17 protein-coding genes are annotated in these 22,922 nt (G+C 68.3%); 10 read left to right on the top strand and 7 right to left on the bottom strand.

Features of this window, described 5'->3' with window-relative positions; genetic code table 11:
* The first annotated feature begins 11 nt into the window (after window positions 1-11).
* The 3 genes from OXG33_02280 (at window position 12) to OXG33_02290 (ending at window position 2,636) form a co-directional block, all read left to right on the top strand.
* Entirely contained in the window at window positions 12-758 is a 747-nt protein-coding gene (locus OXG33_02280; protein ID MCY4112753.1) for a 3-oxoacyl-ACP reductase FabG, read from the top strand.
* Between the two features lie 51 nt (window positions 759-809).
* A complete protein-coding gene (locus tag OXG33_02285) occupies window positions 810-2,102 on the top strand; it encodes a hypothetical protein (protein MCY4112754.1) in 1,293 nt (430 codons plus the stop codon).
* 159 nt (window positions 2,103-2,261) lie between these two features.
* Window positions 2,262-2,636 (top strand): cupin domain-containing protein, encoded by a 375-nt coding sequence (locus OXG33_02290; protein ID MCY4112755.1) that lies wholly within the window; start codon window positions 2,262-2,264, stop codon window positions 2,634-2,636.
* A 33-nt stretch (window positions 2,637-2,669) separates the two neighbouring features.
* Here the strand turns inward: OXG33_02290 and OXG33_02295 are convergent, their stop codons facing one another.
* The 3 genes from OXG33_02295 to OXG33_02305 are packed head-to-tail and all read right to left on the bottom strand — an operon-like array spanning window position 2,670 to window position 5,957.
* Window positions 2,670-3,701: a succinylglutamate desuccinylase/aspartoacylase family protein gene (locus tag OXG33_02295; GenBank protein ID MCY4112756.1), complete on the bottom strand. Its 1,032-nt coding sequence runs from the start codon at window positions 3,699-3,701 to the stop codon at window positions 2,670-2,672.
* Complete coding sequence (locus OXG33_02300) at window positions 3,698-4,987, bottom strand: ArgE/DapE family deacylase (GenBank protein ID MCY4112757.1); 1,290 nt, start codon at window positions 4,985-4,987, stop codon at window positions 3,698-3,700. Before OXG33_02300 ends, OXG33_02295 begins: the two co-directional genes overlap by 4 nt.
* Entirely contained in the window at window positions 4,971-5,957 is a 987-nt protein-coding gene (locus OXG33_02305; protein MCY4112758.1) for a succinylglutamate desuccinylase/aspartoacylase family protein, read from the bottom strand. The genes OXG33_02300 and OXG33_02305 overlap by 17 nt, the downstream gene beginning before the upstream one ends.
* A 332-nt stretch (window positions 5,958-6,289) precedes the next feature.
* Here OXG33_02305 and OXG33_02310 point away from each other — a divergent pair, with 332 nt between their 5' ends.
* Window positions 6,290-7,060, top strand: coding sequence for an SDR family oxidoreductase (locus tag OXG33_02310; GenBank protein ID MCY4112759.1), 771 nt, complete (start codon window positions 6,290-6,292; stop codon window positions 7,058-7,060).
* Window positions 7,061-7,083: 23 nt separating this feature from the next.
* Here OXG33_02310 and OXG33_02315 read toward each other — a convergent pair whose 3' ends face one another.
* The 3 genes from OXG33_02315 to proB form a co-directional block, all read right to left on the bottom strand.
* Entirely contained in the window at window positions 7,084-8,046 is a 963-nt protein-coding gene (locus tag OXG33_02315) for a ComEC/Rec2 family competence protein (GenBank protein MCY4112760.1), read from the bottom strand.
* 121 nt (window positions 8,047-8,167) lie between these two features.
* Window positions 8,168-9,448, bottom strand: a complete 1,281-nt coding sequence (locus OXG33_02320; protein MCY4112761.1) for a glutamate-5-semialdehyde dehydrogenase — start codon at window positions 9,446-9,448, stop codon at window positions 8,168-8,170.
* Window positions 9,449-9,474: 26 nt separating this feature from the next.
* Window positions 9,475-10,587, bottom strand: a complete 1,113-nt coding sequence (gene proB / locus OXG33_02325) for a glutamate 5-kinase (protein ID MCY4112762.1) — start codon at window positions 10,585-10,587, stop codon at window positions 9,475-9,477.
* Between the two features lie 123 nt (window positions 10,588-10,710).
* Between proB and fusA the strand changes: the two genes are divergently transcribed.
* The 5 genes from fusA (at window position 10,711) to OXG33_02350 (ending at window position 19,880) form a co-directional block, all read left to right on the top strand.
* Window positions 10,711-12,774, top strand: a complete 2,064-nt coding sequence (gene fusA / locus OXG33_02330; protein MCY4112763.1) for an elongation factor G — start codon at window positions 10,711-10,713, stop codon at window positions 12,772-12,774.
* Window positions 12,775-12,782: 8 nt separating this feature from the next.
* Window positions 12,783-13,841, top strand: coding sequence for a M42 family metallopeptidase (locus OXG33_02335; GenBank protein ID MCY4112764.1), 1,059 nt, complete (start codon window positions 12,783-12,785; stop codon window positions 13,839-13,841).
* A 413-nt stretch (window positions 13,842-14,254) separates the two neighbouring features.
* Complete coding sequence (locus tag OXG33_02340) at window positions 14,255-15,931, top strand: hypothetical protein (protein MCY4112765.1); 1,677 nt, start codon at window positions 14,255-14,257, stop codon at window positions 15,929-15,931.
* Window positions 15,932-16,121: 190 nt separating this feature from the next.
* Window positions 16,122-17,999 carry a hypothetical protein gene (locus OXG33_02345; GenBank protein MCY4112766.1) on the top strand — a complete coding sequence of 626 codons (1,878 nt, stop codon included), beginning with the start codon at window positions 16,122-16,124 and terminating at the stop codon, window positions 17,997-17,999.
* A 156-nt stretch (window positions 18,000-18,155) separates the two neighbouring features.
* Window positions 18,156-19,880, top strand: coding sequence for a hypothetical protein (locus tag OXG33_02350; protein MCY4112767.1), 1,725 nt, complete (start codon window positions 18,156-18,158; stop codon window positions 19,878-19,880).
* Here the strand turns inward: OXG33_02350 and OXG33_02355 are convergent.
* A complete protein-coding gene (locus OXG33_02355) occupies window positions 19,877-21,502 on the bottom strand; it encodes a DUF3179 domain-containing protein (GenBank protein ID MCY4112768.1) in 1,626 nt (541 codons plus the stop codon). The two genes, OXG33_02350 and OXG33_02355, sit on opposite strands and share 4 nt — an antisense overlap.
* A gap of 423 nt (window positions 21,503-21,925) precedes the next feature.
* Between OXG33_02355 and OXG33_02360 the strand changes: the two genes are divergently transcribed.
* A complete protein-coding gene (locus tag OXG33_02360; protein ID MCY4112769.1) occupies window positions 21,926-22,801 on the top strand; it encodes a class I SAM-dependent methyltransferase in 876 nt (291 codons plus the stop codon).
* Window positions 22,802-22,922 lie beyond the last annotated feature (121 nt).

The raw sequence follows: 22,922 nt of genomic DNA on the forward strand, positions 1-22,922 counted from the left end.
CGCGCGTGGGCTTGCTGCAAGATCGAGTCGCCATCGTCACCGGCGCCGGTGGCTTGCACGGCATCGGACGCGCCATCGCGCTGGCGTATGCCGAGCATGGCTGCCGCGTGGCCGTCGCCGGCGGCAGCGCCGTCGAGCAGGTCGCGGACGGAATCCGAGCGGACGGCGGAACAGCCATCGCCATCGACTGCGACGTGTCGATCCCCAGCGACATCGAGCATATGGTGGAGCGCACCGAGGCCGAGCTCGGCCCCATCGACATCCTGTGCAACAACGCCGGCATCCTGCGCCGAGGGCACTGGCACGAGATCACGCTCGAGGACTGGAATCACACGCTCGCGGTCAACCTGACGGGGCTCTTTCTTTGCACGCAAGCCGCGGCCACGCGCATGACGGCCCGCGGCGCCGGCGGCCGCATCGTCAACATCTCGTCGCTGTGCGCGCACCAGGGATGCCCCGGCCAGGTGAGCTACGCGGCCTCCAAGGCCGGGGTCGAGGGCTTCACCAGGTCAATCGCCGAGGACCTGGGAAAGCATGGCATCACCGCGAACTGCATTGCCCCCGGCCCCGTCTACACCAACATGACGGGCAAGGCAGCCCCAGCGGGCCAGCAGGCAGTGCGCTGGAGCGGGGCGCCGATACCCGACTTCGGGCTGCCGCCCGACGTGGCCGGCGCGGCGGTGTTTCTGGCCAGCGACCTCGCCAATTGGATCACTGCCGCCACCCTGGTGGTCGACGGCGGGCGGTTGGTGCAGTGACGCGCGGGGGCTCGCCGAAGCCGCCCACGCGCTAGACCGGCGGATCGAGCCGTGGCAGCCGTCAAGATCGTCGTCATCGGGGCCAGCCGCGTCTTCGCCCCAAGCATCGTGGCTGACCTCTGGCACGCCCGCGAAGACCTGGCCGGAAGCACTGTCGCCCTCTGCGACGTCGACGCGGACACGCTCAACGTCACCACGCGCGTCATCCAGCGCATGGTCGCCGAGCGGGATATGCCCTACCGGGTCGATTCGTCGACCGACCGCCGCGACTTGCTAGACGGCGCGGACTACGTGATTGTCGCCATCGCGCTGGACCACCGACGCCTGTGGACCATCGACCTCGACATCGCCGAGAAGCACGGCATGGTCCTCACCACGGGCGACACCGTCGGTCCCGGCGGGTGGTCGCGGGCCCTGCGCACCGTGCCGGTGTTCCAGGCGATCGCCGAGGACATGGAAGACCTGTGCCCCGACGCCTGGCTCTTCAACTACACCAATCCCATGTGCGCCATCTGCCGCACGCTGGCCAAGACGTCGGACCTCAAGGTCGTGGGCCTGTGCCACGGCATCGAAGGCACCACGCGGCGGCTGGCGCAGGTTCTCGACCTTCCCCAGCACGACCTCTCCGCGCGCGCCGCCGGCATCAACCACCTGCAATGGATTCTCGATCTGCGCCACAACGGCACGGACCTTTACCCCACGCTCAAGGCCGCCCAGCGCCCGCCCGCGAGCGAGCGGCTGGACGTGAGCTGGGACCTGATGGAGCTGTACGGCTTCTTCCCCTCACCCGGCGATCGCCATGTCAGCGAGTTCTTCCCCTGGTATTCGCGCCCAGGCGACGACGGCAAGCTGCCGCGCGGGCTGTTCAGCTTCGACATGGACGAGTACTTCGATCGCGGGGCCGAGGTTCAGCAGCGGTTCACGGAGATTGCCGGCGGATCGGCGCCGCTGCCCGACTCGCTGTTCAAGGCCACCAGCGAAAAGGCCGTCAAGCTGATCGCGGCCTTGGCGGCCGGCCGCGGCGGCAGCTACCACGTCAACATTCCCAACGAGGGCGCCGTCAGCAATCTCGCACCGTGGGCCAACGTCGAGGTGCCGGCCTGGTTCGACGCGAGCGGCATGGCCCGCGAGCCGGTGGGCGCGCTCCCTGAAGCCGTCGCCGGGACGCTGCGTCCCTGGATCGACCAACTGGAACTCCTCGCCGACGCCATCATCCAGCGCGACCGCGAGCTCGCCCTGCTGGCGCTCCTCGCCGACCGCACAATCGTGGACGTTGACGTCGGCCTCGCCATGGGCCGCGAGCTGCTGGACGCCCACGCCGACTACCTGCGCGAGTACCGCTAGGCTTCTAGGAGAGGAGTCCTTCGTCAACTACCGTCATTCCGGCGGAAGTCGGAATCCAGTCCGGGCGAACCTGGGGCGCGCTGAGGACTAGATGTAGGGGCGGGTCTCAGACCCGCCCGTCAGTGGTGCTGGCAGAATTCTCGACAAGGAGATCACCCAATGCCATTCGTCGACCCAACAACCGCCAATAACCTGACGCACGACGCCATCGCCGCCATCAAGCAGCGCAACGGCTCGGGCACCTGGCGCGAACGCATCAGCGCCACTACCGAGCACCGCAGCGTGCTGCTGCACTGGCCGCCGGGAACCGCCCAGGCCGCGCACTACCACCCCGACTGCGAAGAGGTCTTCGTCGTGCACGAGGGCTGCGCCGAGTTCACCTTCGACGACGAGCCGCCGCTCGAGGCGAGCCCCGGTTCGGTGCTCTACGCCCCCCGCGGCTACCGGCATTCGCTCCGCGTCGTCGGCGACGCCCCGCTGCTGATGATGTGCTTCCTCGCGCCCAACCTCCCGGACGACGAGGTTTCGGCCTGAGTCGACCAGCCGGCGGAACCTAGTCGTCCGCCCTCAGCGAGCCAACTCCAAACGCGGGTCGCGGTGGGCGTCGGGGCGCAGCTCGGATAGGCGGATCAGGCCGCGGTGCCAGGGGTATCCGCGCGGCACGCGCTCGGCGTTGATCGCCGGGCTCGTCCAGAAGTACTGGACCACCGCGTCTTCCGGCGCCGTATAGGTCTTGATGTGGTTGCCGGCCAGGTCTTCAAGCACGCCCACCCGCTGGCCCTTGCTCACCTTCTGACCGATGCTGACTTCCGACTGCCAATAGCCGCTCTCCAGCGATTCCATGCTCCACCGCCGAGGACCGAGGATCGCCTGCGGCGGAACCTCCACGGGCTCGCCGTCGATCATGTCGAAGCGCTTCAGGGCATTCGCTAGCGACTGGTACTGAAGCTCGATCTCCGCCGGATCCTGGACGCCGTTCTGACCGATCTCCGTCCAGACGTTCGCGACGCCCTCGCGCAGCAGCGTGAACGGCAACCCCTGGTCCAATTCGGAGAACTTGTCCTGGATGTCGGCCTGGCGCGGGTCCAGGTAGGGCACCGGCATGGAACCGGCCAGCCGCCAGGTGTCCCGCCGCAGGCGCTCGTTCGTCGTCGGGTCGGCGAACGCCACCCACGGGTCCAGCGCCTGCACGTATTCGCCCGCGTGCATGTCGACGTGAAAATCGAGGTCGCGCAGCAGATTGAAGACGCAGTCGATCTGGAATTCGGAGTAGTTCCCCTCGGGCCGGCCCGCCGGCTGGAAATGCAGCTCGCGCTCGTCGACCGGGGATAGCTGCGTCGACCGGGCGAAGAACGCCCGCGTGCTCATGATGGGGATGATGCGGACCTCGCCGCGCAGCGTCGCCGGATCGAGCTCGCGCCAGAGACGAATCGCGGCGCGCATGCCCGCAAACTCGCCCGAGTGCATGCCGGATGAGATGCCGAACTTGGGGCCCGACCGCGCCCCGACGACCGTGCCTACGGGGATCTCCAACTCCTCGCCCGAATGGTGGACATACCGCTCGACCCGAGCAGTCTTGGACCCGCCGCGAGCGCTCATGCCGCCTCCCACCCGCACCAGTCGAGGACGAAGGCAATCGCCGTCTTCGTCACCGGGGCCAGATCGTTCAAGTCGAAGAACTCATCCACCGAGTGCGCCCCGCCGCCGCTGCCGGGACCAAAGAGGCAGCCCGGCGTTGGCCGTCGCAGGCTGTGCTGGTGCAGGTCGCAGAAGCCGGTGATCGCCACCGGCCCGAGCGGCTGCCCCGTGGTGATCTGATGCGCCTCGGCCAGATGCTTCACCACGGCGTTGTCGTCCCCCATGTCCAGCGGCTCCAACGCCAGACCTTGGAACGTGACCTGCGGCGGATGATCCCGCAGCCATTCGTCCTGCGCGGCGGCCTGGGCCACGGTCGCCTCGATCTCCGCCCGCGCGTCGGCCACGGTCTCGGGCGGCATGAAGCCCAACGCCGCGTCCAGCACGCAGCGAGCGGCAACCGTGCCGACCCACTCACCGCCGGCGATGCCGTAGACGTTGAAGTGAATTGGTTGGTCGGTGCCGGCCCAGCGCGGCGGGATGCTCTCGTTCTTCTTCGCCTCGAGCTCGCGCAGCGCCCGGATCACCACCCACGCTTTCTCGATGGCGTTCACACCGTGGGTGGCCGAGATGTACGGCACCGGCTTGCCGTGGATCGTGACGCGGAAGGCCACGTGACCGGGGTGGGCCACGATCGCTCGACCCAGTCCGGTGCCGTCCAGCATCAGCACGCCGTCGGCCTCGTATCCCGCCGCGACCAGCGCCAGCGAACCGTTGCCGGAACACTCCTCGTCGATGGTGGTCTCGAGAATGAGGTCGCCCTTCAGACGCAGGCCCGCGTCCTGCAGCGCCTGCACCACGAACAACATCTCGCAGCAGCCGGCCTTGTCGTCCTGGGCGCCGCGCGCATAGAGGCGATTGCCGTCGATTTCGCCGCCCCAGGGGTCGCGGCTCCACAGCTCCACCGGCTCCGGGGAGGTGGTGTCCACGTGCGCGTTGAGGATCAGCGACCGCCCGCCGCCGGCACCGGGCCAGCGGCCCGCCACGTTCGGCCGGTTCTCATAGGACCAGTCGGTGGAGCTCCAGGTGGGATAGCGGGCCAGCGCGTCGGGGTCGCATTCGATCATCTCCACGTCCAGCCCGAGGTCTCGCATGCGGCGCGCCATCCACTGCTGCGCCGCCAGCTCCTCCCCGCGCGGGCTGGGAATGCGCACAAACTGCTGGAGGCTGGCGACGTGTTCGTCATGGCGCCGGTCGAAGGCCTCCCAGGCCGCCGCCCGCGCGGCGACGAGGTCAAGCGTCGCGGTCATCTCGACCTGCCTCCGCCACCGTGACCGTGCGCGCGAACCATGGATCGCCGTCAGGGTCGGGCTCGACATTGACGGCCATGCTGGTGGTAACCGCTAGGACCGCGCCGTCGAATGGCGCGGTCACCTCTTGGACTGGCTCGCCGAAGTAATCCCAGATTTGACCAAGCGTTTCACCGGCGGCTACTTTCGCCCCCGGACTGGTTGCCGGCACCCATAGCCCCGGGGAGTCGACCACGTGGCTCCAGATCTCCGGACCGACGACACGCAGCGGCACCGCGCGGTCCGTCACGACTCCGTCGATCACATCCAGGGCATCCAGCACGCGCAGCAGGTCGTCCAATAGGACCTGGGCGTCGCCGACGACGTCGCTTACGCCGCCGCCGCCCGTAACGATGAGCGCCGCGCGGCCTCGAGTCGCCATGTGACCGGCGGCACCCAATTCGATTGCCGTCGGGTCATTCGGATCCACGGCAACGCGCATCTCGACTCCGGAAGCCACGGCCAGGGCCAGGGACTCGAACTGCGAAGCCGCTGGCGGAACGGCGGCCCAGTGGGCGTGCAGCTCGGTCAGCTCGCCGCCGCGAACGTCGATGTGAACGTCGGCGTCCGCCAGGGCTTCGGTCACGGCCTGGGCGATACGGTCGCTCGCCGACGGCTTCCCCGCTCTCTCGGCGGCGGCGAAAGCCCCGGCCACTGCGCGGCCATCCAGCGGGCAGAAACGGGCGGCCCGTCCATAGAACCCCGTCACATCCACAACCGGCACGATGCGCACGCGTCCCCTGGTCAGAAGCCCAGGCAAGCGCTTGGCCAACATGCGGCACGCCGAGATGCCCGGATACGCCGTGCCGGCAAGGCCGCCGACGATGTTGATCAACGGCCCCGGCGTCGCGGCGGAGATTTCGGTCAGCGGGATTTCGGCCGAGGGATGCCCAGGCACGACAATCGCCCGAACTTCTCGCTCAGCCGTCATGCGTCAACCACCTGGCGCTGGCCCTTGCGATCAGACGATTTTGAGCGGCACGCATCGCATGCGTTGTCCGGTCGGCAATGCCGGAGCATGAAGATCCCAACAGGATTGCAGCGCCGGAGTTTAGCATTCTGACAATATGGGTGATTGTGATCTACGGACCGGAGACCGATAGAGTCGCCAATCAATTCCGGACTGCTTCCAATCACTTCACACGAATCTAAATTGTGCTTTATAAGTATATTCACCCCAACGTTTCTCTTGATATTCAAGCCGAATCTGACCACATGCTATCATTTACACCACCATTGCATTGATGCGTATCGGATCATTACATGGTCACCCCACGGCTTGCGGGCAAGATAGCCATCGTCACCGGCGCGGCGTCCGGCATCGGACGCGCCAGCGCCATTCGCTTCGCCCGCGAAGGCGCCAACGTAGTGATCGCCGATATCAACACAGCCGGAGGCGAGCGGACCGTCGAATTGATCGATCAAGAAGGCGGCGAAGCGTCGTTCATCCATTGCGACGTTTCCGACACCGAAAACGTGCAGGCACTCGTCGAGGAGACTCTCGCCACCCACGGCCGCATCGACATCCTCTTCGCCAACGCCGCCTACCTGGACGAGCTCTTCGGCGTGGCCGAGACCTCGGAGGAGGTCTGGGACCGGCACATCGGCGTCACCCTCACCGGCGTCTACCTGTGCTGCAAGTACGTCATTCCACACATGATTCAAGCCGGCGGCGGATCGATCCTCGCAACCTCATCGGTCGGCGGCTCGGTCGCCTTCGATCGTCAGTCGGCCTACTGCACCGCCAAGGCGGGCGTTGAGATGCTGATGAAGACCATCGCGCGGGACTACGGCCGCGCCGGCATCCGGGCCAACGCCCTCGCGCCCGGCGCCGTATATACGCCGGTGATGGAGGACGTAAAGCGCCGCAATCCCGACGGCTGGGACCAGGTGCTGCGCGACATGAGCCTGATGGAGCGCCTCTGGGCCGAGCCCGAGGACATCGCGGCCGCCGCCGCCTACCTCGTCAGCGACGAAGCGGCCTTCGTCACGGGCACCGTGCTCACCGTCGACGGCGGCTGGACGGCCCACTAGCCCTGGATCCGTCCGGTCGACCACTACGCCCGCTCGAGGAACACCTGGATAACCCGTCCATCGGTGCGAATCATGACGGCGCCGGCAAGGTCGGTGCGAAAGACCTCCGCGCCACGCGCACGGAGTCGACGCAGAGCGCCATCCCGCGGGTGGTCGAAGGCGTTGTAGCGTCCGGCTGACACCACCGCGATCTGAGGGCCGACGGCCTCCAGGAATGCAGCGGTGGACGAGCTATTGGAGCCGTGGTGCGGCACTTTGAGCACGTCGGCAGGCTGCAGGAGCCCGGACTCCAGGAGTTCCTGCTCCGCAGACGCTTCGATGTCGCCCGTCAAGAGCATCGCCGATGTCCGATAGGCCAGATGCAGCACGACCGACCGGTCGTTGTCGGCGTCCGGACCCGGTTCCGGCGGGTTGAGCACCGACAGGTCCACCCGTGGGTGCCATGCCAGCGCGTCGCCCCGCTTCACCGGCTGAACCACCACGCCGGCGTCACGGGCCAGGTCGATCACCTCGCGCATCACCGGATGGCTCAGATCATCATCGGCGTGCACCACGGTCCCGACGGCGAACTCGCGCATGACCGTCGGCGCGCCGCCAATATGGTCTCCGTCGGCATGCGTCAGTATTAGGTAGTCGAGGCGCTCCACGCCCAGTCGCCGCAGCCGCGGCACGATCGCCGCGCCGGCGGTCCGCGCATCGGGTCCCGCGTCGACCAGCATGGTCGCGTCGTCCAGCCGCATGAGTAGGGCGTCGCCCTGACCGACATCCAGTGCGCGCAGCTCGAGCTCGCCGCCCACGAGCGGCGGCAGCGCGCCCGAGTCCGGACGCGCCCGGATCACGCTGGCGACCACGATGAGCAGCGCCGCCAGCAATAGGAGCGCCGCCAGGCGGGGTCTCACCGCCGGACCGACGGGCGGCAATCCTGCCTGTCGCAGGCGCCGACCAATGGCGTCAATCCAGGCGGCGAAGAGCGCGATCAGTGGCACGAGCGAAGGCGTTGCGGGCCCGGTCCCGCTGCTACCGGATCAGGACGCGCTATTTGTGAGGCCGCGCCGCCGCGCAGGACGCCGCCGGCCACGTGCCGGGACAGAGATCGGCGGCAGACGGTCAGAGCGGGCGGACGTGCCCATCGCCGCGCACGACCCATTTGTACGTGGTCAGCTCGCGCAGGCCCATCGGCCCCCGGGCGTGCAGCTTCTGGGTGCTGATGCCCACCTCGGCGCCGAGTCCGAACTCGCCGCCGTCCGTGAACTGGGTGGACGCGTTCACGTACACCGCCGCCGCGTCGACCTCGTCGAGGAAGCGCTCGGCATTGGTGAGCGAGCGGGTCACGATCGCCTCCGAGTGGCCCGATCCGTGCGTCTGGATGTGGTCCAGCGCCTCATCGATGCCGTCCACGACGACCACCGACATGCGCAGGTCTTGCCATTCGGTGTCCAGGTCATCGCCCGTTAGGTTCACAACCCGGGCAAGGCCGTCCAGGAGCGGCAGCGCCTCGGCGTCAGCGTGCATCTCCACGTCCTTGTCCGCCAGGGCCTGCCCCACGGTCGGCACGAACTCCGACGCCACCGATCGATCGACCAGCAGGGTGTCGAGGGCGTTGCAGATCGACGGCCGCCGGGTCTTGGCGTTCACCACGATGCGCTCGGCCGCCGCCAGATCGGCGCCTGCGTCCACATAGGTGTGGCACACGCCCCAGCCGGTTTCGATCACCGGCACCGAAGCCGTCTTGGTCACGAATTCGATCAGCCCTTGGCCGCCGCGAGGCACCACGACATCCACGCCATGGCGCGCCTGCAACAGCTCGCGCACCAGGTCCCGGTCGGGATTGGTGATGGCCTGAATCGCGTCGGCCGGCACGCCGGCCGCCTGCAGCGCCTCGCGCGCCAGCCGAACCAGCGCGCCGGTGCTGTGCTGGGACTCGCTGCCGCCGCGCAGAATCACCGCGTTGCCGGACTTGAGGCCCAAGGCCGAGATATCGATGGCCACGTTGGGGCGCGACTCGAAGACTGCCCCGATCACCCCCAGCGGCACGCGACGTCGGGCCACCTCCAGGCCGTTGGGCAACCGACGCGCGTCGACCGACTCGCCCACCGGGTCGGGGAGACCGATCACCGTGCCGAGCGCGTCCGCGATCCCGTCGATCCGCGCCGGTGTAAGCGTGAGACGGTCGATATAGGCGTCCTCACGACCCGCGGCACGCGCTTGCGCCACGTCCCGCGCGTTTGCCGCCAGCACATCGGTCTGCTCGGCTCGGAGCGCCGCGGCCATCGCCTCGAGCGCCTGGTTCTTGGCGTCGGCGTCCAGCTTGGCGACTTCACGCGCGGCGCGGCGCGCCGCCGCGACCAGATCGGGAACGCTCGGCCGAACGGCGGTTGGCGCGTCAATTGCGGCGTTGATGACGACCTCCTCGGTCAGGCGTGGGCACTGTCGAGCAAGACCAGGTTATTGCGATGCACGGCTTCCGCCCCGTGGTCGTAATCGAGGATCGACGCAATCAAGTGTGACGGCCGACCCAAGATCCGCACCAAGTCGTGCGAGGCATAGTTTACGAGTCCGCGGGCGAAGACTCGTTCATCGGGCCCGGCCACCGCCACCACGTCACCCCGGATGAAGTCGCCATCCACGGCGCAGATGCCGGCGGGAAGCAGGCTCCGCCCAGCATCGGTGAGCGCTTCCTTGGCGCCTCCGTCGACGCGCAGGGTGCCGCGCTCGGTGGCCGCGGAGCTGAGCCAGCGGGCTCGGCTGGTGCGGGTCACTGGTCGCGGCGCAAATCGCGTGCCGATGCGCTCGCCGGCAGCGATGCGCGAAAGGACGTCGGGCTCGTTGCCGCTGGCGACGACGACCTCGATACCGTCGAAGCTAGCGCTGCGAGCCGCCTCGACCTTCGATCGGACGCCTCCCGAGCCGCCGGCGCCGGCCGCTCCCGCGGCGCTGGCCAACAACTCGTCCGTTATCGCATGTCCGTCCCGAATCAGCTCCGCGTCCGGATGGCGACGAGGATCCCCGGTATAGAGACCGTCGGTTGCCGTGAGCAGGATCAGCAGATCGGCGTCAACCAGCTGCGCAATCAGGGCCGACAGCGGGTCGTTGTCGCCAAACCGCAGCTCCTCCGTCGCAACCACGTCGTTCTCGTTGGCGATCGGCAACACGCCCTGATCCAGCAAGCCGGTGAGGGCGTTGCGCGCGTTGAGAAACCCGTCGCGCGTGGTCAGGTCGGCGCGGGACATCAACGTCTGCGCCACGGTGATGTCGTGCGCCGCGAACACCGTGCCGTAGCGGGCGATGAGCGGCGCCTGTCCCACGGCGGCCAGGACCTGGCGCGTGGTGAGCTGATTGCCTTGCAGGTGGAGCCTGGCGCGTCCTGCCGCCACCGCCCCTGAGGACACGAGCACCACCTCGGCGCCACCCCGCATGAGCGAGGAAATCTGCGCCGCGATCTGCTCGATGTAGGGCTCGTTGAGGCCGGCAGGCGTCGTGAGCAGCTGCGTGCCGCACTTGACGACGATGCGCTTTCGACCAGACATGGTGACCGGGGCTCCAGATCCGCCGTGCCGCTCGGGTGCGTGATTGTAGGGACTCGCCGATATAATGGCGCTCCCCCGCGCCGCGCGCCTTGTGGCGTGCCCAGCCCGAAGGAACTCACGGCCATGGATCGGGACAACAGCGACACGATCCGGAACGTGGTGTTCGTGGCGCACAGCGGCGCCGGCAAGACCTCGCTCACCGAGGCCATGGCCTTCGTGACCGGGCAGACTTCGCGTCTTGGTCGGGTGGAAGACGGCAACACCATCTCCGACTTCGACCCGGACGAGGTGGAACGGGGCATGTCGATCAACCTTTCGGTCGTGCCCTGCCCCTGGCGCGGCGCCACGGTCAACGTCATCGATACGCCGGGATATCCGGACTTCATCGGCGACGTGGTCTCGGGTCTGCGGGCGGCGGATGCGGCGATCGTGGTGATCGACGCCACCGCTGGCATTCAGGTCGGCACCGAAATCGTGTGGCGGCTCGTCGACCGACGGGACCGCCCGCGACTCGTGGTCGTGAATCGCATGGACCGCGAAAACGTGAACTGGGAAAACGTCGTCCAGGAGCTGCGCGACAAGTTTGGCGCGGCCATCGCCCCCATCCAGATCCCGCTGGGCGACGCGCCGGCGTTCGACGGCGTGGTCGATCTACTTGACGGCACGGCCCGCGCGTTCACCGACAGCGGCAGCGAGCCGATCCCGGTGCCTGACGAGTTGGCCGAGACGGTCGAGATCGCGCGCGAGCAACTCACCGACGCGGTGGCCGCCACCGACGACGACCTGCTTGAAAAGTATCTGGAGGGCGAAGAGCTCGAGCGCAGCGATCTCGAGCGGGCGCTGCGGGAAGGCGTGCGCGCCGGAGAGGTCTACCCCGTCGTGTTTACCGCCGCCACGGCGACCCACGGCGCGCGCGAATTGCTCGACGCCATCACCGCCGTGTTGCCGGCGCCGTCGGACCTGCCCGTCGCGCCCACCGCAAACGGCGCGACCATTGACTTCGCAAGCGACGGGCCGGTCGTCGCCCAGGTGTTCAAGACCCTCGCCGACCCGTTCGTGGGCAAGGTGTCCCTGCTGCGCCTCTACACCGGGACGATCTCGGGGGACGTCGAGTTGCGCAACCAGACCAGCGGCCGGAACGAGCGGCTCTCGGGCTTCCAATACCCCGTCGGCAAGGGCGGCGAGCAAGCGCGAGTCGTCGTGGCCGGCGACATCGCGTTCGTCACCAAGCTGGAGAACGTCGCCACCGGTGACACGCTGGTGTCGGACGGCTCCGCGGACAAGATGGGCGCGCTGGACATGCCCACGCCGCTGTTCGAGGCCGCCATCACGCCGGCGACCCAGGCCGACCTGGACAAGATGGGCCAGGTGCTCGCGCGAATCGCGGAGGAGGACCCGTCGCTGCGCGTGGGGCGCGACGAGCAGACCGGAGAGACCATCCTGGCCGGTCTGGGCGAGTCGCACGTGCATATCAGCCTCGAGCGCATCCGGCGCAAGTTCGGCGTGAACCTGTTGTCCGACGTGCCGCGGGTGCCCTATCTCGAGACCATTCGCAAGACTGTGAACGCGCATGGGCGGCACAAGCGGCAATCCGGCGGTCGCGGGCAGTTCGGGGACGTGCACATCGAGTTCTCCCCGCGGGAGCGAGGCGCGGGCTTCGAGTTCGCGGACCGCATCAAGGGCGGCGCGATTCCCAGGCAATACCTGCCCGCCGTGGAGAAGGGGCTCGTCGAGTGCTTTGCCAGTGGCTCGCTGGCGGGATACCCCGTGGTGGACATCAAGGCGGCGGCGTTCGACGGGCAATACCACGACGTCGACTCGTCCGACGAGTCCTTCCGCAACGCCGCCCGGCTGGCGGTGGAGGACGGCTACCACCAAGCCAGCCCCGTGATCCTGGAGCCGATTGTCAAGCTCGCCATCGAAATCCCGGACCTGAACACGGGTGACGTGATCGGCGACATCAGCGCGCGGCGCGGGCACGTGCTGGGCATGAATCCCGCCGATTACGACGGCGCCACGATCGTCGAAGTCGAGGTACCAAAGGCGGAGGTGCAGCGCTACGCCACCGACCTGCGCTCGATCACGCAGGGACGGGGACAGTTCACCAGCGCCTTCGTTCGCTACCAGGAAGTGCCGCCGCACGTGCAGGATCGCCTCGTCGCCGAGGCGGCCGCCGAGAACGGCTAGCGCGCCGGATGGACGACGCGGGCCGGGAGTTCCTGCAGCGGCTGATCGACGCGCCAAGCCCGTCCGGCTACGAGCAGGCGGTGCGCCGGGTCTGGCACGACACTGTCGCCGAGTTCGCCGACGAGGTGCGCGGCGACGTCCACGGCAACGTCATTGCGACACGAAATCCGGGCGGCAGCCCCAGGCTGATGTTCGCCGGGCACTGCGACGAGCTGGGCCTGCAAGTCAACTACATCTCGGACCAGGGGTTTCTGTACTTCAACACCATCGGCGGTCACGACCCGAGCCTGATCTCGGGGCGGCGCGTGATCGTCCACACCCAGGACGGCCCGGTGCGCGGAGTGACCGGAAGACTGGCCGTTCACCTGACGCCGCGAGACAAGCGCGGCGCGGCGCAAAAGGTCGAGGACATCTGGATCGACGTCGGCGTGAAGGGCAAGGCCGAGGCCGAGTCGTTGGTGCGCGTGGGCGACGCGGTGACCTATGAGCTCGGCATGCAACCGCTGCGCAACGGGCTGGGCGTGGCGCGGGCCTTCGACAACAAGATTGGCGCCTGGGTGGTGGCCGAGGCCCTGCGCCGCATCGACGCCGCCAACTGCTCGGCGGAGGTGGTATCCGTGGCCACGGTGCAGGAAGAGATTGGCCTGCGCGGCGCTATGACGAGCGCGTTTGGCATCGACCCGTTGGTCGGCGTGGCGGTCGACGTGACCCACGCCACCGACCATCCCAACGTGAGCAAGATCACCGCCGGCGACATCAGCCTGGACGGCGGTCCGGTCATCACCCGCGGCGCCAACGTGAACCCCGTGGTGGAGCGGCTGCTCATGGAGAGCGCCGAGGCGCTCGGGATGGAAGTCCAGATCGAGGCTGAGCCCCGCGGAACAGGCACGGACGCCAACGCCATGCAACTCTCACGCGCGGGCGTGGCGACGGGTCTGGTGAGCGTGCCGCTGCGCTACATGCACACGCCGTCGGAAATCATCTCGCTCGACGTGGCCAACCAGGCCGCGAATCTCCTGGCGGCTTTCGCCCAACGACTGACGCCGGAGATGGACTTTTCGCCATAGAGCGGGTCGGTCACAGTTCCGCTTGTCGTTGCTCGCGCTTTACCACCAATCGACGCGCCCGAACCGGCCACCGTGTCACTCCGAGCGCAGCAAGGTGTCTAAGGGGCGGCGAGAAATCCCAACGTCCTTAGATTCCTCACTGCGTTCGGAATGTCGAACTCGGCGCCAGGGCGTATGTCACCGCATCGGCAGCCCAGCACGACAGGCGGCCCTCTTTCGCCGGATTCGTCACACTGGCGTGCCTGGGACGAGGCTATGCTCGAAGCGTGGCTTTCACGCCGGTGAACGGCTCCATGCACTTTGCCGACATTTCTAGCGGCTGGCGGTCCCGGATACGTCTGCGAGGCGGACGAGGCCGGGCGCAGCCTGGCCGCGCGGCCTGGATGGCAGCGCTGATGGTCGGAATCGCAGTCATGCTGCTGGCTGTAGCGGCCTGCGGTGAGGACGAGCCGCCGCCGGAGCCGGCCACGCCGACCGTCGCGGCCGCGGCGCCTTCGCCCGCGCCGCAGCCGCCCACGCCCACCGCACCCGTGACAGCGGCACTCACCGCCGCGCCAACGGCCACTCCCACCCCGACGATCACGCCCACGGAGACTCCAACCCCAACGCCGACTCCAAGCCCAAGCCCCACGGCCACGCCTTCGCCGACTCCCACGCCGGAGCCGACTGCCGAGGCTCTCGACGCGTCCGACTTCGACCGAGATCGGCTGCACGAGGCCGTCGCGAACAACACGCCGGAGACGGTTCGCATGACGACCCAGGCTCGCCTGATTCCCATGGTCGAGGGCGAGATCGCGGTGACGCTCGAGCTCGTGCTCGCCGACGAGGCCATCCGAATGCTGATGGTGCTTGGGGCGGATGACCAGCAACTGAGCCTCGAGCTGATCGTGATCGGCGACACCCAGTACTTCCGCACCGTGGATCCGGACGGAACCGAGAGCCCGTGGCTGGCGTCGTCGATCAACCCCGGTGAACCGGCGCTTATCGACGCGCTGGGCGCCGGTGACCTGCTGGACGACATGATTCCCGACGACGACCAGGCGCCCATCGAAGCGGTCGGCGTGGAGGCCTGCGGCGACGGCCGGCAGTGCTTTGTGCTCACAAGTCCCGAGGAAGCCTGGGTGCAGCTGCTGGTGGATGCCGAGACCTATCTGCCCGTCGCATTTCGCGGCCCCGCGCTCGGCGAGGGCTTCGGAACGGACGTTGAGATGCGCTTGGAATGGAACGCCGATATCTCGATCAGCGCGCCGGAAGACTCGCAGCGCGTGTCCCCCGACGAATTCGGCCTCGCCCTGATCGGATTCTTCTTTGGCTCGGCGGGCATTACGCAGGGACCGACCCTGCCGCCCAGTACCGGGGGACAGCCCGGAACCGCCGTTGAAATCGTGGCCCCCGACGAGCGCGCCGCCTTGTGGCTGGAGCTCGGCGCGTCGCCCTATGGAGAGGCGCTCGACGAGACCGGCGATCTGTTCCACGGCGACCCCGGCGTCTCGCCGGTGCGCTACGACCCCACGGTGGACATCTGGAACTGGGGCGCAGGGAGCATTGAGCTGGCGGAGGCCACGGCGGATGAGCTGTTCGGGCCGGACGGCGCATTCCCCTGCGGCTCGCTGGATCCGGTGGTCGCCTGCGGCGCGGATGGCGTAGGTCCCGGGACCTACCTGCTGATCTGGAGCGAAATGCTAGACCCGGTCCCGCTGGATGACGCCGCCTACGTTCGCACCTTCTGGGCCCTGTTCCAGGACGGCGACCCGGCAAACGATTGGGAGGCGCTGCCGCAGTTCGCCAACGACGTGCTGGACGGCAGCGACTCGCACTACTGGATTGCGGCAATACCGGACGGCTGGGAGTTGCGCCGCACCTTCGGCCCACAGTTGGAGCCGCGGCCGACCGATGGCGCGGCCATGATCCTGGCGAACGTCGTGGTCTTCTGGGTGCCGGTGTCGGAGCTTGGCGATCTGGACGCCCTCAGCCTGGGCGTGGCCAGTTTCAGCGGCCCCGTGGAAGACCCCTACGGCGTGAACGGAACCCTCGACCGGTCACCCGAGCCGCAGCAGCCGCTGACGCCGCTCGACGAGGTGGGGTTCTAGGGAGCGCACTTCCCGCAACCGGTCCCACGCTGCACGCAGCGCGAGCTGCCGCGGGCGAGATTCGTCGCGGTGTTGCTGATTTGACCGTGTGACTATGCTTAGGATCTGCCGTTCGCCCTGGGTAATGAGACGCTGCACGGCGCAGGCAATCTCGACTCAATGCCAGGGATGCGGTCGCATGGATAAGTCGATGCCGCAATCTCGTGTCGCGGCGTGGGCGGGAATGCTGGCGATAGGGACGCTCCTGACGCTGGCCGTCGTTGGGTGCGGCGAGGACGAGCCTCCGCCGGAGCCGGCCACTCCGACCCCGACCGTCGAGGCTGCGGCGCCTTCGCCAACGCCCCAGACGCCCGCAGCCGTGACGGCAGCGCCAACCGCCACGGCCTCTCCTACGCCGACGGCCGCGCCAACGGCGACGCCGAGCCCAAGCCCAACCGCCACGGCCACTCCCACCCCGACGATCGCGCCAACGGCGACGCCGACGCCCACGCCGACCCCGAGCCCGAGTCCCACGGCCACGCCTTCGCCAACTCCGACGCCCGAGCCGACTGCCGCGGCCCTCGACGCGTCCGACTTCGATCGCAGCCGACTGCACCAAGCCATTGCGAGCAATCCGCTCGAGTCGCTGCGACTCTCCACCGAGGCCGGCCTGCTGCCGATGGTCGAGGGCGACATCGCGGTGACACTCGAGGTCGTGCCGGGGGACGATGCGGCGCGAATGCTGATGTCATTCGGTGCGGACGACCAAGAAGTGAGCCTCGAGCTGATCGTGATCGGCGACACGCAGTACCTGCGCGGAGTAGATCTGACGGGCATCGAGAGCCCGTGGGTAGCGACCAGGATCACTGCGAGCGCGCCGGCGCTGGTCGACGCCATCGGATCAGGCGACCTTGTTGACGACATAATCCCCGGCGACGACCAGGCGCCCATCGTGGCAGTCGGCGTGGAGGCCTGCGGCGACGGCCGGCAGTGCTTCGTGCTCACCAGTCCTGAGGACACCTCGGTGCGGCTGCTGGTCGATACCGAGACCTATTTGCCCGTGATGTCTCGCCGCCCGGCCGTCGGCGAGGATCTCGACACGGACGTCGAGTCGCTGATCGAGTGGAACGCCGAGGTTTCGATCAGCGCGCCGGCTGACGCGCGGCTTGTCTCCCACGATGAGTTCGCCCTCACCTATGCCAGCTTCTTCTTTAGCATGATGGGCCTCGCACAAGGGTCGCCCCCGCCGACCGCCACCATCGTCGGCCAAGAGACCATCAGAGAAGTGCCGGCGGAGACTGTCGTCACCAAGGAAATCGTCAAGGAAGTGCCAGTCGAGACAATCGTCACTCGGGAGGTAGTCAGAGAATTACCGGTCGAGGCAGTCGTCGACACCCAGCGATCGGCGTTGTGGCTGGCGTTGGGTGCATCGCTCTATGGAGAGGCTCTCGACGACAGGGGAGATCTTTTCCACGGCGACCCAGGCATTTCGCCGGTGCGCTTCGACCCCACGGTGGACATCTGGAACTGGGGCGCGGGACGGATTGAGCTGGCCGAGGCCACGGCGCGCGAGCTGTTCGGGCCGGACGGCGAATTCCCCTGCGGCTCGCTGGATCCGGTGGTCGCCTGCGGCGCGGATGGCGTCGCCCCGGGGGACTACCTGCTGATCTGGAGCGAGATGCTCGAACCGGTGCCGCTCGACGACGCCGCTTTCATTCGCACCTTCTGGGCCCTGTTCCAGGACGGCGATCCGGCGAACGACTGGGAGGCGCTGCCACAGTTCGCCAATGATGTGCTGGACGGTAGCGACACGCACTACTGGATTGCGGCAATTCCGGGCGGCTGGGAGCTACGCCGCACCTTCGGCCCGCAGCTGCAGCCCATGCCGACCGATGGCGCGGCCATGATCCTGACGAACGTCGTGGTCTTCTGGGTGCCGGTGTCGGAGCTTGGCGATCTGGACGCCTTGAGCCTGGGCGTGGCCAGCTTCAGCGGTCCCGTCGAAGATCCATCTGGCGTGGACGGAACCCTCGACCGGTCACCCGAGCCACAGCAGCCGCTGACGCCGCTGGACGAGGTGGGGTTCTAGGGAGCGCATTCCCGCCGCCGTTCCCACATGGCACGCGGGTCGCGGCGTGGCGTTCGAGACTCGCCAGGCTGGGGCTGCTCGGGCAGCGGCTATGCTCACGCCGTGCAATTGGCGTCGTAGTTCGGCTTCATGCGCTACACGAAGAGACTCCGCCCAATGATTGATACGTTGGTGCCAGGGAAGGCGCCGGGCATCCGCCGCACGGTCAGCGTCGTCACCCTGGCCCTTGGAACCGTGGTCATGCTCGCCGTTGCGGCCTGCGGCGAGGACGCCCCTCCACCCGAGGCGGCCACGCCGGCGCCCACGGCGGAGGCGGCGCTTTCCCCGACACCGCAGCCGGACACGACCACGCCAACTCCCACCGCAACCCCAACGGCAACACCCCAACCGACCGCCACTCCGGCGTCAACGCCGCAGCCCTCGCCGGCGGCGCCCGCCGATGCCTCGCTCGGCCGCGCCCAAGCCGTGGGCTTCGATGCCAGCCGGTTCGAGGACGCCCTCCAGAACGTCGCCGGAAACGCCACCCGGGTATCGATTGATATGGGCCCGCCGCTCTTCAAACCAGGGGAGCTCACGCTGATGGTCGAGACCGGGCCGGCGGGCGACACGATGCGCACGCTGATTACCAGCGCGTCTTCAGGCCGCCCGCTGAGCATCGAGATGCTTCGAGTTGAAACCACGGCATTTGCCCGTGGCCAAGACGCCGACGGCAACTGGACTCCGTGGGTGGGGTCGATCGTCGCCGACGACCTCGGCTTGCCTTCCGCCGCCATGGGGACGGCGATTGAAGATCTCGAGGCCCTCGGCGTCTCGGGCGACGATCCCGGCTACAGCGTCATCGGCACGGTCGGGTGCCCGGACGGCGGAACGTGCTTTCTCCTCCAACTCCCCGACTTTGGAGAAGGGCAATTCGCGGAGCTGCTGGTTGACACGGAGACATATCTGCCGGTGGTGATGCGCCTGCGACCCGAGGGATTCCCCGGCTTCTACGACATGCTCATCGACTGGAACGCCGACGTCGCCATCACGGCGCCGCAGGATGCGCAGTTGCTCACTCCGGAGGAGTTCGCAACGGCGGTCTCGAGGCTGATCGCCGTACAGACGGGCGCCAACGTAGATGCCAACCTGCCCGACCCGGCAACCGCGAGCGGCCAGGAGGGGGCCCTCCGGGAGTTGGTTCGGCTGCTTCCCGAGCTCGGCGCGTTGCCGGGCACCGAGGCGCGCGACGGCAGCGGCGACTTGTTCCACCCCGATCTAGACAGCGCGAACGTGCGCAGCGATTCCACGATTGATATCGACACCTGGGGCGCCGGAGTGGTCGACCTGAGCGACTCAGGGGCGCGCGAGCTGTTCGGACCGGACGGGACGCTGTCCTGCGGCCCGGCGAATCCCGGTGTGGTCTGCGGCGCCACCGAAGTCGCTCCCGGACAGTATCTCGTGGTCTGGATGGCGCTCGTCGACGAGCTTCGCCCGGACGACGACAGTCACTTCCACACCTTCTGGGCCGTGTTCGACGACGGCGACCCGGCAAACGACCCTCCGCAGCTGCCTATGATCTCCCGCGATGTGCTGGAGAGCGCCGACCAGAACTATCGGATCGAGGAAACGCGTAGCGGCTGGCGGCTTGTTCGCACCTTCGGGCCGGAGTTTGAACGCACGCCGACCGGCGGCGCGGCGATCCTCGCCGAGGCCGTCGTGCTCTTTTGGTTGCCCGTGTCGGAGCTCGGCGATCCGGAGGCGCTGAGTCTGGGCGTGGCCAGCTCGAGCGGCTCACGCTTGAATCCGTTCGGCCCGGATGGGGCCTTCGACCGGTCGCCGGACCCCGGGCAGCCGCTGACGCCGCTCGAGGAAGTCCTGCCGCCAGCTCCCGTGAAGCGCTAACCCTGATCGGCGCCGTAAAGCGTCGTGGCGGGGTGGAAGGACGACCAGCCGAGCCAGTAGGCCAGGTGGCCCGGTAGGCGGGCGAGCTGAGCGCCGTCGGGGCGCACCAGCGCCTCTTCGGTGACCTGCCAAACCGTTCCTTGCTCGTCGACGACCGTGCGCGGTTCGCTGCCCGGCGCGAATTCCCGCTCGGCGCGCTCGAATGCGCGCACCGCCGCCCCGGCGCTCCAGGAGACATTGCCCCGCCGCCGGTCGATGCCGTCGATCGTCAGTTCCTCCCCGAGCGCGACGAGCACCACCGGCTGGTCGGCGACGGTGTCGTTGAGCACCCGGGCCTGGACCACGTCGGCCACCGCATAGGCGCGGGCGGAGTCCCCCAGCACGAGCGCGAATACGCGGTCCTTGGGGGCCAGGCCATCCGCCGTCGGCGCCGGGAACATCAGGTCGGGGCCGGCGAAGTAGCCGCCGTAGGCCGCGCCGGGCGAATAGTCGCGCCGGTGGCCCGTGTTGATGCTGAGAACCGCGGTCGTGGGGTTGGCCGTGCGCCAGGCGTCCCAGGTGGTCGTGACGATGGGGATGACATCCAGCCGGCCCGGATCGGCCGCCAGCGGCCCAAGCACGGGCTCACCGGTCAACTGATTCCAGAGCGTGAACGTGCCGCGGTCGTACATCAGCTTGTTGCTGCGCATCAGGAAACCCGACGTGCCGATGCTGAGCACGTCGCCGCGGTAGCGCCGGCTGAACAGCACGCCCGCGCCGCAGAGGGTGCAGTAGGCCAGCGCCACGGGCTCGCCGCCCACAACGTCGTTGGCCATCTCGTGCCAGTCCAGGATACGGAGCGGATAGGCGCGATAGTCGCCGTTGATCGCGACGCCGAAGACCACGTCGTCGGGTTCCAGGTAGGCCGCACTCTCGGCCGCGACCATCGGGGCCGACTCCAGCGGTGGGATGCCGTCCAGGCGCACGCCGCCCCAGACGATCTCCTCGAAGCGGATGCTGCGGGGCGCGCGCTCGTCGAAGAATCGGGCGAACTGGGGATCGATGCGGCTGTAGATGCGGCCTTTCCAGGCGCCGAATCCCGGCACGGCGGTCAGGTCGGTCCTGGCGTACCACTCGGCCCACTCCGCCCACGATTCGTGTTGTTCGCCGGTGAGTTGGAACAGACCCTGCCGAGCGTTGTCCCACGCGTCGGGATGAAACGCCCCAAGCTGCGCCGCCCGCAGGACCTCGATGAGCACCGAAATCAGCCGCTCGTCGCCGGTCGTGCCCATGTATGCGACCAGCTCCACCTGCGCCTCCGGATAGGTCGGGTCGAGCAGCAGGCCGTCAAGCAGCGATTGCGCCTGCTCGTCCGATAGCCGGCGGTCGTCCGGCACCGGGGTGCCGGCAAGCGCCGGCCGCGGCGTGGCCTCGGCGGTCGGTGTGGGCGTGGGCGCGGCGGTTGGCGTCGGCGCGGGTGTGGCCGTGGGGCTGGGTGTTGGCGATGGAGGCGCGGTGACGATCACTCTGGCGGCAGCGGCGGGCCTGGTCGGCGAGGCTGTCGACGGGGTGTCGTCGCAAGCCGCCAGCGCGGCCGCCGCGCCCGCGGTCGCCAGCAGCCCAAGCGCACGGCGGCGCGACACCACCGCGCGTCGCGGGGCGGCTTGCTGTCTCCGCGCGCGCCCGGCTCCCTCTCCCCTGGAGAGAGAGGGCTGGGGTGAGGGGGATCCGAGACTCGGGCGTGGAAGATCGGCCATTTATGCAAGGGTCTCTTTCAAGGGGGACGGGACCGTACTTCGGCGGCGGTGGCGGGGTGTCTCACCCTGACCACAATGACCGGCTCCATCTTGAGCAGCCATGCGCGCCCTTGAGCTATCATCGCCGCTACTGTCAGTGGCCCCATTGTCAGGCCGCCGTATTTCACATGCGCTATTGACGTCCATTGCCAAGACTCCGGTGGGGGGCCTTCATCAAGCCATACGTATTCGGCCGCGATGCCGTTTGGCCTACCGTGGCAAAGCCACCGTTCGGGCACATGATGCCGACCATCTTGCCGAGCGGCTGACGTGACTGTCGACGCCAAGGACCTTCCCTCGCCCGAGGACCTGCACTTTGGGCACTTCGCGGCGGTGCCCGAGTATCGCCAAGTCAACCGCGAGCTCGTGCAAGAGCTGTTTCGCCACATGCCGAATCCCTTCGTGCACGTCGACCTGGCCACGGGCACGGGACTCGTGCCGCAGCTCCTGATCGAGGAGGCCGAGAAGCAGGGATTCCGGGGCACGATCATCGGCATCGACCGCAGCCCCAAGGCGCTGGAAATCGCCGAGGCCACCACGCCCCGACCGTCAAACATCGACCTGCGCTTCGTGGAAGCCGACGCGCGCTATCTCGAGCGGCTGCAAGGCGATGAGCTACCCGCCGACGGCGCCGACAGCCTGAGCATTCACGACGCCATCCACGAGATCACCGACCAGGAGGGGCAGCGCCAGGTCTACAGCGGCATGGCGGCCATCGCGCGCGAGGGCGCCCTGCTGTCGTCGAACAGCACGTTCACGACCGTCTCGATGGCAGTGGCGAACTCGATGCGGGGACACGGCGAGTGGAAGCTGCACTTCATGCGACTCACCGGCGCCCGCCGCAACGACAAGGGCGGCTCGCTGCCCTATCGCCGGCCCGAGGACTACCGCAAGATGATCGAGGAGGCGGGATTCAAGGTCGTGCACGAGCTGGAGCGGGCAATCCACCTCACGCGCGAAGCCCTCAAGGCCATCGCCCGCTATCCCGCGTTCGTGGAAGGCGTGGCAGGCGACCTGGACTTTCCGCGCAAATTCAGCCTGGCGGAGCAGAGCCACTACCTGAGCCTGGCCGTCGACAAAGTGCGCTACGACGGCCTGCCGCGCATCTGGCACGAGATCATCGGGCGGAGACGCGCGAAGCCGTAGGCGCGACTGTTCGTCGGCGCGCGAGTCCGTCATTCCCGCGAAAAGCCTGTCCCGAAGGTGGCTACTGGTGCGGGGGCAACATGCACTTCGGCGATGACGTCCCCTCATCCCACCCTTCTCC

It is taken from the genome of Chloroflexota bacterium (assembly GCA_026708035.1).
Taxonomy (GTDB): Bacteria; Chloroflexota; UBA11872; order UBA11872; family UBA11872; genus JAJECS01.